This window comes from Methanosarcina baikalica, from assembly GCF_031461075.1.
Classification (GTDB): Archaea; Halobacteriota; Methanosarcinia; order Methanosarcinales; family Methanosarcinaceae; genus Methanosarcina; species Methanosarcina baikalica.
In genome coordinates this window covers 1-10,278 of record NZ_JAVKPK010000097.1, presented here as the reverse complement: position 1 = coordinate 10,278, position 10,278 = coordinate 1, and the positions used below count along the sequence as shown (strand labels likewise).

The 10,278-nt window shown below is 43.3% G+C and carries 9 protein-coding genes; 6 read left to right on the top strand and 3 right to left on the bottom strand.

Annotated features, from left to right (window positions below; all coding sequences use genetic code 11):
• Positions 1–205: 205 nt before the first annotated feature.
• Positions 206–1,033 carry a molybdate ABC transporter substrate-binding protein gene (gene modA, locus RG963_RS15485; protein ID WP_310577179.1) on the bottom strand — a complete coding sequence of 276 codons (828 nt, stop codon included), beginning with the start codon at positions 1,031–1,033 and terminating at the stop codon, positions 206–208.
• Between the two features lie 780 nt (positions 1,034–1,813).
• Between modA and RG963_RS15480 the strand changes: the two genes are divergently transcribed.
• From RG963_RS15480 to RG963_RS15455, 6 genes are read left to right on the top strand one after another with little or no spacing between them, the layout of a single operon-like run.
• A complete protein-coding gene (locus tag RG963_RS15480) occupies positions 1,814–2,416 on the top strand; it encodes an FmdE family protein (protein ID WP_310577178.1) in 603 nt (200 codons plus the stop codon).
• A gap of 17 nt (positions 2,417–2,433) precedes the next feature.
• Positions 2,434–3,474, top strand: coding sequence for a 4Fe-4S binding protein (locus tag RG963_RS15475; protein ID WP_310577177.1), 1,041 nt, complete (start codon positions 2,434–2,436; stop codon positions 3,472–3,474).
• Positions 3,475–5,229 carry a formylmethanofuran dehydrogenase subunit A gene (locus tag RG963_RS15470; RefSeq protein WP_310577176.1) on the top strand — a complete coding sequence of 585 codons (1,755 nt, stop codon included), beginning with the start codon at positions 3,475–3,477 and terminating at the stop codon, positions 5,227–5,229.
• Positions 5,216–6,139 carry a formylmethanofuran dehydrogenase subunit C gene (locus RG963_RS15465; RefSeq protein ID WP_310577175.1) on the top strand — a complete coding sequence of 308 codons (924 nt, stop codon included), beginning with the start codon at positions 5,216–5,218 and terminating at the stop codon, positions 6,137–6,139. The genes RG963_RS15470 and RG963_RS15465 overlap by 14 nt, the downstream gene beginning before the upstream one ends.
• 10 nt (positions 6,140–6,149) lie before the next feature.
• Positions 6,150–6,539: a molybdopterin dinucleotide binding domain-containing protein gene (locus RG963_RS15460; RefSeq protein WP_310577174.1), complete on the top strand. Its 390-nt coding sequence runs from the start codon at positions 6,150–6,152 to the stop codon at positions 6,537–6,539.
• Positions 6,540–6,541: 2 nt separating this feature from the next.
• Positions 6,542–7,843: a formylmethanofuran dehydrogenase subunit B gene (locus tag RG963_RS15455; RefSeq protein WP_310577173.1), complete on the top strand. Its 1,302-nt coding sequence runs from the start codon at positions 6,542–6,544 to the stop codon at positions 7,841–7,843.
• 212 nt (positions 7,844–8,055) lie between these two features.
• On the opposite strand, the gene RG963_RS15450 is transcribed toward RG963_RS15455, so the two are convergent.
• Both RG963_RS15450 and RG963_RS15445 read right to left on the bottom strand, forming a co-directional pair.
• Positions 8,056–8,778, bottom strand: coding sequence for a class I SAM-dependent methyltransferase (locus tag RG963_RS15450; protein ID WP_310577172.1), 723 nt, complete (start codon positions 8,776–8,778; stop codon positions 8,056–8,058).
• Between the two features lie 591 nt (positions 8,779–9,369).
• Positions 9,370–9,801, bottom strand: coding sequence for a cytochrome b5 domain-containing protein (locus tag RG963_RS15445; protein WP_310577171.1), 432 nt, complete (start codon positions 9,799–9,801; stop codon positions 9,370–9,372).
• Positions 9,802–10,278 lie beyond the last annotated feature (477 nt).

Here is a 10,278-nt window from a genome sequence, read left to right as displayed (position 1 = left end):
GAGACCCGAAGAGAAGAATATTTTATTCAATAGTAACTTTAATAGCCTTAGTTTTTGTATTCTTAATTTCTAGGACTTACGCAGTTGAACTGAGAAATTAATAATAGCAAGCCTTCAACTTCCTAATGAATAACTTTAACGCAAGGCTTGCTGTACTTGATTTTGCGCTTCAATCACTTATAGTCCTATTAAGTCCTGTATTTTATCAAGATTGGGCAACAAAACCATATTCTTTCAGTATTTCCTGTCCTTCTTTCCCGGTTACGAAATCAAGGAACTTCTGAGCTTTTTCTTTATGTTCGGAAGAAGAAACTACAGCTATCGGATATGTAACAGGGGTACTTACAGACACGTTTGTAACTATTTTAATAGTGCCTGGTTTTGCAGTTTTTGCATCGGTTATGTATACAAACCCTGCATCAACTTCTCCTCTTTCCACATATACAAGTACTTGTTTGACGTCTTCAGCAAGTACCGTCTTATTTTCAAGCTGACTCCATAAGCCCGCTTCAGTCAGTGCAAGGCGCGTATATTTTCCGACAGGGGCTGTATCAGGGTTTCCAATGCTTATCTTTTGAATTTTAGGGTCAGCCAGATTTCTTATGTCAGTTATATTAAGGGTACTGTTTTCAGGGACGATAAGCACAAGTGAATTGTGAGCAAAGTCTTTTCTTGAATTGTTTGCGATAAGTGATTCATTGGCAAGTATGTCCATTTGACTCTCGTCCGCTGAGGCAAAAAGATCGACAGGAGCTCCTCCCTCTATCTGCATACGCAGGCTACCCGAGCCTCCAAAATTCAGGTTTACATTCGTTCCAGGATTTTCCTTCTCAAACTGGGAAGCAATGTCCGTAAAAGCGTCAGTAAGGCTAGCAGCCGCAGAAACTGTTATAACTTCAGGCTCTGCTATAGCTGGAGTTACTGCTGTAACTGGAGTCACCGTTGCATTCGGAGCCTCACCTTGATTTCCAGCGCATCCTATTGCAAGGAATACGCTTAACAATACTAACAGAATTATCAGTTCTTTTCTCATTATTTCCCCCCATATTATACAAATTAGTGTATTATACAAGATTTACGTGGATATAGTATTTACGTGGTTGAACTGAGAAATCAATAGCATTAAATCCCCAACTGTTAGGACACTAAACCAGCCGCTAAAACACTAGACCAGTCACAACGCCGAAAGTACTTGATTTTGTACTTCAAGTGCGTAAGTCCATTTCTTTTATATTTGCGGCATCGGCATCTACTGGGCAGCCTGTAGGTGGTCAACTCACCTTCCTGAAGAAGGATATATTACTATCAACAGGGTATTTGAGGTAGCACTGCCGACATCTTCTGACATATGTTTTTATTCCAGTCGAATACCCCGCAGCTTGCTTCGGGGTGCGCCAGCGCAACTTTGATTCGTTTTGCTTGGGACTAACTATTCTCTATCGACAATTTTATAATATACATGTATATATAAATTTGAGCGCAATAGTCTTATCTTACTTTTACATGGATATGTTACATCTTACATATCTATGGGAACTATGAAAATCAGATTTCGGACTATACGTTGCTCTGTGGTTTTTGCCGCAAACTTTGGTTCGAAGGCTGAATTTGTCAATCCAGCTCTTATAAAGTTGGCTGATTTCCTGTCAAAATTAATTTAAAATTATAGTACATTTCCTTCAGTTATGTCCATCTCTACATAATGTGATCTCTCGGATTCCCACTGCTCTCTAATATCTTACATCTGGGCTTCCGTATTCTTCTGCGTTATGTTAGATACAACATGACGACGAAATCCATGGCGGTGCATACATTGCGTAAAAATTCAGATGAAGAAAAAAACCATATGGAAGCAATTCTGAAGCAGGTAAAAGATCCAGAGCTGCTTTCACAGATTGAAAAGGTCGTCCCCTTTCACGGCTTCCTTACCTCCGGGGCATTAATCGGCATTCAGATGCTTAATATTGCAAAGAGGGAACTCGATGTCCGGGATGGGGAGCGCATATATGTGACCTGCGAAACGAAAAGCTGCATGCCTGATCCATTCCAGATCCTTGCCGGAGCAACCGTTGGAAACAATGGGTTAAAGATCATGAATTTGGGGAAAATGGCGGTCACAGTAAATAAACAGGCGCCTGAAGGAGCGAACAGCATAAAAGGTGTCCGAATCCTCCTCGACCCTGAGAAGACAAAGGACTATCCCAAACTCCACGCCTGGTTCCTGAACACTGAAAAGCTTCCCCATGAAGAGGTTGTTCCCATCCTTCTGGCTGCAGGGGAAAAGGTGTATTCCTGGAAATCTGTGGACCTGGAAGTTCCGGTTCGAAAGAAAAAGCGGATACAGTGCTGTGAAAAATGTGGTGAAATGTTCATTCAGCATGATAATGAGCTGCTGTGCGGCGGATGCACAGAATAACGTTGAGAGGTAACAAAATGCAAGAAGATATACGATTGTCTGTCTTTTCCGAAAAAAAAGACAAACAACTGGTCTATTTGCCTGAAAAATGCATCGGCTGTGGGACCTGTGTACAGGCATGCCCCAAAGGTAACCTGGCTGTGGGGGCCGTGGGAGTTATAGCAAGAGGGTTGCTGGATGCGGATTTCCTGGAAATAAAGGAGAGTGAAGAGTGCATCGTCTGTGGGATTTGTGCGAAAGTTTGTCCCACAGGCGCTCTTGAATTGAGGCAGGAAGGAAAAACCCTCAATGACATATCCTATATTTCTAAGGCCATGAAGCCAACGTCAGTAAATGAAAACTGCGTTCACTGCGGACTTTGTGAAGATATCTGCCCGCAAGGCTGTATTGAAGTAACCCGTGAGATTTCAAAGGATGGAAGCCTGAAGCTGGTTGGAAAGACCAACATTGATACGGACTGCTGTGTCCACTGCGGCTGGTGTGCTGCAGTGTGTCCAGTAAATGCTATATCTGTGGAAAAACCCTTTGCAGGGCGCTGGACTCGGGGCGAAGATATCTGCCAGACCTGCCATACATGTGTTGAAGTATGTCCTGCAAATGCTCTTTTCAATAAAAAAGCAAAACCCGGGGAAAGAGTCGAAAAGATTACGCATCGGCCTGATGCCTGCATTTACTGCGGGGCCTGTGCGGTTTCCTGTCCTGTTAACGCTATTGATGTCAGAAAAACTGCAATTCTCCCGAAAGTGGAGAAAAAGGGCGTTCTTGAGAAAAAGCTGCTTGAAGTTCCTGTTCCGGAAGCTCTGCTCCGCACCTGCCTGGAAACGGATGAAGCTGCATGCCTGGGCTGCGGAAACTGTGTTATTGTCTGTCCTGTAAATGCTCTCAATAGCCGTGAACTTGCTGCAGGGTACCTGAACGAGATGGACGAAAAAACTCTCCTTGAGGTTAAGAACGGGAGAATTTCGGTAGTAGACCAGGATTGCTGTGGAGCAGACGGAGCCTGCGCTATGATCTGCCCGGTTAATGCGATCTGGCTTGTGAAAAGAGAGGTGAAATAAATGGCAGGAACAATTGCAATCAAAAACGGATACGTCTTTGACCCCCTCAACGAAATAAAAGGGGAAATTATGGATATCTTCATCAGGGACGGAAAAGTCGTAAAAGAGCTTTCTGCAGCCGAACTGAAAAACGCAAAGGTTATTGATGCCTCAGGTATGACGGTCATGCCCGGAGGAGTCGACTCTCACTCTCACGTTGCAGGTGCAAAGGTTAATGCCGGCAGGTCGATGCGTCCGGAAGATCACTATAAAGCAACTCTTCAGAAGACCTCACTCACCCATTCCGGTTCAGGTTACACTGTTCCCTCGGTCTACAAACAGGGGTACGATTACGCAGCAATGGGTTATACAACTGTTTTTGAAGCTGCAGTTCCTCCTCTTGAAGCTCGCCACACCCATGAAGAGATGCGTGCAACTCCGCTTCTTGACATGGGCGGGTACCTGATACTCGGAAACAACTTCTTTTTGATGCGTTACTTCCGGGATGGGGACATCGAAAAAGCTGCTGCTTATGTGGCCTGGATGATGAAGACCCATAAGACTTACGGAATCAAATGCGTCAACCCTGCAGGAGTTGAGAATTGGGGCTGGGGAAAAAACATAAGTTCTCTTGATGAGGCCAATATTCATTTTGAAATTACCCCAAGAGAGGTAATAAAAGGGCTTACCGAGGTCAACGAACGCCTTGGAATGCCAATGCCCATCCATTTACATGCAAACAACCTGGGACATCCTGGCTGCTATGCAATTACTAAGGATTCCCTCAAAATTCCTGACGGAGTAAAGCCCAGGCAGAATATGGACGTGGAATGGGCAGAGACTAAAATGGATCCCTCAAGGGATCGTTCCGTATACCTTACCCATCTAATGTTCAACAGTTTTGCAGGTACCACATGGGCAGACTGTGAATCTGGAGTAAAAGACATTGCGGACTACATCAACAACAAGGATCACGTGGTAATCGACAGCGGGTGCACGCCCTTTGGAGAAGCCACGGTTATGACCGGAGACGGACCTGCCATTCACGATCTTTACACGCTTACAGGAAACAAGTGGTCGAATACTGATGTTGAGATGGAAGGTGGATCAGGTGTCATTCCCTTCACTTACCTCAAGTCCAATCCGGTACACAGTTTGCAGTGGGCAATGGGGCTTGAATGTCTCCTGCTTATTAAGGACCCCTGGAAGACCATCATGACTACAGACAGTCCTAACGGTGGGCCGTTTACTAAATATCCGGAGGTTATGGCCTGGCTCATGTCCGAGGCTTTCAGGAAGCAGACTTTCAGTGAATGTCACAAGTGGGCAAACGACAGGAGTGAACTTGGTGGCGTAAACCGGGAACTTTCTCTCTATGACCTTGCGATCCTGACCAGAGCCAACCCTGCTAAGACAATTGGTATGGTTCATAGAAAAGGCTCTCTTGGAGTAGGTGCAGATGGGGATGTTACTGTCTACAACATAAACCCTCAGCAGTTTGATCCTAATAACTATGAGGCTCTCCTTCGGACCTTCAGGAAAGCAGAATATACCGTAAAGGGAGGAGAAATCGTGGCTGTTAGGGGAGAGATCGTTTCCTTGCCTGAGAAGCGGACTTATTATTCCGAAGTACACGTAGAAGACGAAAAGGAAAAGAAGATGCTGGTCGACGTGAAGGAGTGGTTCAGGTACTATACCCTGGGCTTTGCCAACTATCCGACTCCGGAGAAATTACTGGCAAACCCAACTCCTATACAAGTTAATGGTGAGAGGTGAAGTCATGACAGAGGGAGTGCTTATTCATAAAAAAAATATCGATAGTAAACTAGAAGCAGTTATAAAATCTGATTCATTTACTGGAAAAAGTGCTGGAGAAATGGAAGAAGTGATGCTTATTCCTAAAAAAAAGATTGACATTAAAGTGGAAGCAGATATTATAACTCCTGACTCCTTTGCAGGCAAAAATGCCGAGGAGATAGGAAAGCTGTCTGTCTGGCAGGGTCCAAAGACCTATCCTCTTTCTGAGTTTTTCGAAGTGAAAGGCAATGGAGGCAGTTCTGCAGCTGAGACTCTGATTCGCATAAAAGGCGACACAATGAGGGTCAAAAGGATCGGAGAAGGCATGAGTGCAGGAAAAATCGAAATTGAGGGTTCTGCAGGCATGCATGTAGGTACCGGAATGAAAGGAGGCGAGATCCTTGTTTTCGGAGATGCGGATTCCTGGGCAGGTATGGAAATGACAGGTGGACTCCTGCACATTAAAGGCAATGCCGGAGATCATGTGGGCTGTGCTTACAGAGGCAAATGGCACGGCATGAAAGGCGGGCGTATCGTGATCGAAGGCTCGGCTCGGCATCAGCTCGGAGGCGGCATGGACGGAGGGGAAATTCTTGTGGATGGCAATGTTGAAGGCTTCTGCGGGATCCGCCAGAACGGCGGGCTCATAGTTGTGAAAGGTAGAGCTCTTCGTGGAGTCGGCGCTGAAATGGCAGGTGGCACCATAGTTATAGGGGGCAAAATAGAGCGCTTCTCTCCGGGTTTCGAATATGTATCTATGGAAAATAGAGTCACTTCGGGAGAGGTTGAGTTAATAGGTGAATTTAAGAAGTTTACAGGGGACTATGCGATCAGCAAGCGGGCGAAAGGAATGCTTTACGTGGTTGCAGACGCAAACCCGGAGCTCTGAGGTGAGATATATGGAAGTATTACTCCTTACGGGAAGTACGATTGAAGAAGGCAGGCTTGCCAAAGGCGGGGACAAGTTCACGGAAGAGTACACTATGGAGTGTGCATCCTGCTGGATTTCTCCTGTGGATTTTGCGTCACTTTGTTCTCCTGATAAAGTAAAAGTAACAAGCAGAGACGGAAAACATTCTATTGTTGTTTATACGAAATGTACGGATTCGGTTTGTCCAGGGCATGTGTTTATGCCGAGAGCTATCTGGTCGAATGTTGTCATCGATCCTGATACCCTTTCTACGGGGTCCCCTCTCTATAAGGGTGCCCCAGTAACAGTCGAGCCCGCGGAAGAAAAGGTTCTTAGCGCCGAAGATGTAGTGTTGAAAGTTTATGTCGGAGGGCAGTGAGCATGATTTTCAAAAACATAGTCTGTCCGGTCTGCGGGGCAGCCTGTGATGATATCCAGGTTGAATTCGGGGACGGAAAGATTGAAGCTAAAAACGCATGTAAGATGGGAAATGCCAAATTTCAGGAAGTTGTAAGTTCCCATAGGCTCAGGCAGCCTCTTATAAAGAGCGGAGGAAAACTTACACCTGCAGCCTGGGATGAAGCTCTTGAAAAAGCCGTAGATATCCTTATTTCGGCAAAACGCCCCCTGCTTTTCATGGGCAGTGAAACCTCCTGTGAAGCGCATGAAGTTGGGCTCAAGATAGGGGAATATCTGGGTGCGATTGTTGACTCCAATGCTACTATCTGCCACGGACCAACAGCAATGGGAATCCAGGAATCCGGAAAAGTCGGTGCAACCGAAGGGCAGAAGAAAAACAGGGGCGATCTCATAATCTACTGGGGAACCAACCCTCTTGAATCCATGCCGCGGCAGATGTCCAGATATGGGGTTTTCCCGCGTGGATACTGGACCAAACGCGGACGTTTCGACAGGACAGTTATCACAGTGGACCCGAGAAAAACTCCAACTTCCGAAGCTTCAGATCTGCATGTGCAACTTAAACCCGGCTCAGATTATGAACTTATAAGTGCGCTTCTCACCCTGCTTCATGGAAAAACTCCGCATCCGTCGGTAGAAGAAATCACAGGAGTTCCTATCCCTGTGATGGAAGAGATGCTCGATATGATGAAGAATTGCAACTTCGGAGCTATCTCAGTAGGGCTTGGCCTTTCCTCCTCAATTGGGAAACACAGGAATGCCGAAATTGCTATGAATCTTGTAAAGGAGCTGAACAACTATTCCAAGTTCACCCTTGGAGCTCTCCGAGGCCACTGTAACGTTGCAGGCTTTAATCAGGTCGCCTCCTACATGTACGGCTATCCTTTCGGGCTTGACTTTACACGCGGGCACCCGCGTTACAACCCAGGAGAATTCACAACCGTGGACCTTCTCCGGGAAAAGGATGTGGACGCAGCCTTTGTGATGTGCGCTGACCTTGTTTGTCACATCCCTGCAGACTGTGCGTCCTACCTTGCCGAAATCCCCATGGTCTGCTTGGACATCGCTCCCTGTCCGACCACAGTTGCCTCGGACGTTGTACTCCCAGGAGTCATTGACGCTATGGAATGCGACGGGACCTTCTACAGACTTGACGATGTGCCAGTGCACTTTGAACCTTTCACGGGTTCGCCTTTCGAGTTCACTCAGAGCAACGAAGACACCTTAAAACAGCTTTTTGCAAAGATTAAAGCAAGGAAGTAAATTATTTGCCGTTTTTCTTTCTGCATATAAGCTGAAGGAAAAACAATATTTAAGGGAGGGGGTAGCGTCTCCCTCACTATTTTCTCGAAAGTTTATAGTGCTATTTATTTATTTATTTATTTATTTATTTAGTTATTTATTTAGTTATTTAGTTATTTATTTTGATCCATTTTTAAGACTTTTATCCTGAGGTTCCCACGCGCCTTTTAAGTCTAATATATTATTGCATGATACTTGTATTCGTAATACATTGATTGTACAAAAGTAATTTCAAAACTATATTTATTTGCTATCTTTTTAATTATATTGGGGCTGTGGGCAAACCCGAGAATATCTTTTGGGCGATTATTCAAGCTTGCCGATAACATAACCTTAAACTCAAAACCGATTTTGCGTAAAATATTCAAGATGTCTGCATCTTGTGAGAACAGTCCTATTTTCCATAACGGGTATAACCGGGGGTCCAATATGTCGAAAAACACTATTTTACCCCCTTTATTAAGATGACTTAATGCATTAAAGATAAAGCTATCAATTTCTTGCAATGTTAAATACTGAAGGACTCCAGCTGCAGTTATCCGATCAAAGGAGGATTCCAGTTTGTCCCAGACAGTTTTGTCGTCAGCCTGGATTAACGATATATTCCCACATTTTTGTTCCCTGATTCTTTTGCTTGCTTCGTCAAGCATGGATGCGGAAAAATCAACTCCTACGAGCTGCTCATATTCCGGAGCATAGTAAGAAAGTAGTTCGCCTGCACCGCATCCAAAGTCAAGCAGTGTTTTACCCCCCTTCAGATGGAAAAGCTTTTCCTCAGCTTCCATAGAAAGAAATTCCTCAGCTGAAGATCTGTGGCCGCCATCTATCCGACCTGCGAAAAACTCTATCCAGAAATCCTTTTTCTTAGATAATTTTTTCTCATTGTCCCCAAACATATAATTTATGCTCCCAAATCTTCCTTTTTATAAATTTCCCCTTATAATATCCCACAGTGATTTATTATTTAAAAGCTTATAAAGCTTATTCCGTAGATTAAATAGAAAGTCATGCGTCTTCGGTTAAGTGAGGAATCATGATAAATTGCCTTATTTCCAGAACAGTTCTCCAAAATATTCATTGATATGAAGTTGTAACAGGGCATCGATTTTAGTTATTGGTTTCGAAATTTGGGACTGACTTTTGCTCCCAAATCGATAGCGTACAGGCAAGAAAATTCCTTAACCGATGACCAATGAATAGAAAGTTAGTTATTTTCAAATAAAGTCAGATCGAAAATAAGGTAGTGGGCGTGAGTTATTGAAAACCATAAGCAGAAGGATTTATCTGGAATTTATTCAAATGTGGAGGATGTACTTGCTTTTTCGGAATTAATCAATGACTCATGGACACGACCGAAAATAAGGTGTACTTTTTTAGGGAACCATTATTCACCTCAATTAATGGAATAAAAGATAAATAATCTTCAGTTTGATAGTGAGTTAGTGAGTTTAAAAGAACCCTAGTTAAACTTAGATTGCAGAGTTATGTTATTTTTTCAAAGTTCCGACAACCGAATAATCCTTTAATATTTTAGCCCCGTGTGGTGCTTTGTCCATTTTTTCAGTGAGGTCTGTCCCAGCATTGCATCCATTATGACTGCCATTTTTCCAAAGATCACTATCAGATACATTATAGACCTGACCTTGATAGGCAACGTATGCTTTTCCATTTTTACCGTTGTACTCTGCAAGTTCTTCAAGTGTATATTCCTTTATTTTCGATTTTTCGGTCACATTCTGCATTTCAGTTGCAGTTTGTATTTCAATTGCCTTTTCTCTGGTTGGAGTAACTACTTCAGCCGGAGTTACAGCCTGTTCTGGAGTTCCTGTTTCATTTGGAGTTATCGGTTTATTTCCCGCGCATCCTATTGCGAGGAACACGCCTAACAACATTATCAATATAATCAGTACTTTTCTCACTATTTCACCCCCTACAATATAGTTATTGCATCCTGAAATGATTTCGCAGATTCAAAACCATCTGAAAGTTAAATTCATGATATAATAGCAGGCGATGCAAAAGTTAAACGTTAAGTAAACTCCAATTCCATTTTGGTACTGTAGAATGGTTATGTGAAATGAACCAAATTCAAAGTTGAAGTAAAATGGTAACCCATTCGTACACGATATAACTGTACTACAAAAAATTAAAAAATTAAAATGGGTTTTGGAATAAAACAATATTTTTAAAATTCTTATTTTAAGCGAATAAAGTATAAAACTAAAAAATTTAAAAAGTATTTTATACTCGGTCACCATTTTGCCTAAAGAACTTACGCAGTTGAGCTCTGAGACCAGTAGCATAAAAGTCCTGTCTATTATGTTTCACTTTGCACAAACTCGAAGCTGCTTGATTCTGAGATTAATTTAAACAATAATAACAATTAGAATCATTAA